Genomic DNA, 800 nt, shown 5'->3' with positions numbered 1-800 from the left:
TAGCCAGGGCACGCTGATCACCTTGCTCGCCCAGGCCATGCTGGTGGATCGCGGTGAACGCTGCGCCGACTGCGCCATCATGGTGGCCTCGCCCTATTCGGTACTGCCGGACGCGACGCCGAAAAATTTGCGGACCCTGCAAACCCTGATCGACATCGTGCAACACACCACCCAATCGCCCCATGCGCAGCCACCCCTCAGCACCCTGCGCTGTGGCCTGCCGGGTTATGGCGGTCGCACGGGGCCACGCTGGTCGCCCGAACAAGGCCAGCGCTTGGGGGCCGACGGGCAAACCCTGGTGTTTCCCGAGCGGGACAACCGCGGCAAGGTCTACCTGTATTTCTGCCCTGATGACACCACCGTAGCGCTGGATGATGTGCAAGGCATCGGCACTTACGGCGTGCCGGACGAGCTGCCCGATGGTCAGCCGGCCATGTCCACGTTGCAGTCCACGCGTTTCTACCAGCGTCTGTGGACCAAGCGCCTGCGTGACGGCAAGCCGGTACTCGTGGGCAAGGCTCCCCAACCGGACTTCACGCGCGCCGAGGGGGAGCCGCGCTATCCCGGTGGCTGGTCGGTGGCCGCGATAGCCTCGCAGGCCGGGATCAGTGAAGGCCAGACGCGCAACATCAATGCCGAACAACTGCACCCACCCCATGCGCCGCAGATGTTTGGCGGCGAAGCCGTGACGGGGTCAACCGATGAGGCAGGCAAGGATCGACCGGATGCGGTGTCGCAGAACGCTGCATTGGGCAACCCCGGTGCCTCGTTCAAATGGATTTATGTGACCAACATTGACA

1 protein-coding gene is annotated in these 800 nt (G+C 64.5%); it reads left to right on the top strand.

Annotation, left to right across the window (positions count from 1 at the left end; all coding sequences use genetic code 11):
- The coding region (locus tag ACM6J5_RS18500) for a DUF3274 domain-containing protein (protein ID WP_414929111.1) at positions 1-800 on the top strand (800 nt) is incomplete at both ends.

Source organism: Pseudomonas sp. IT-P74 (assembly GCF_949768175.1).
Taxonomy (GTDB): domain Bacteria; phylum Pseudomonadota; class Gammaproteobacteria; order Pseudomonadales; family Pseudomonadaceae; genus Aquipseudomonas.
This window is presented reverse-complemented; position numbering and strand designations above follow the sequence as displayed.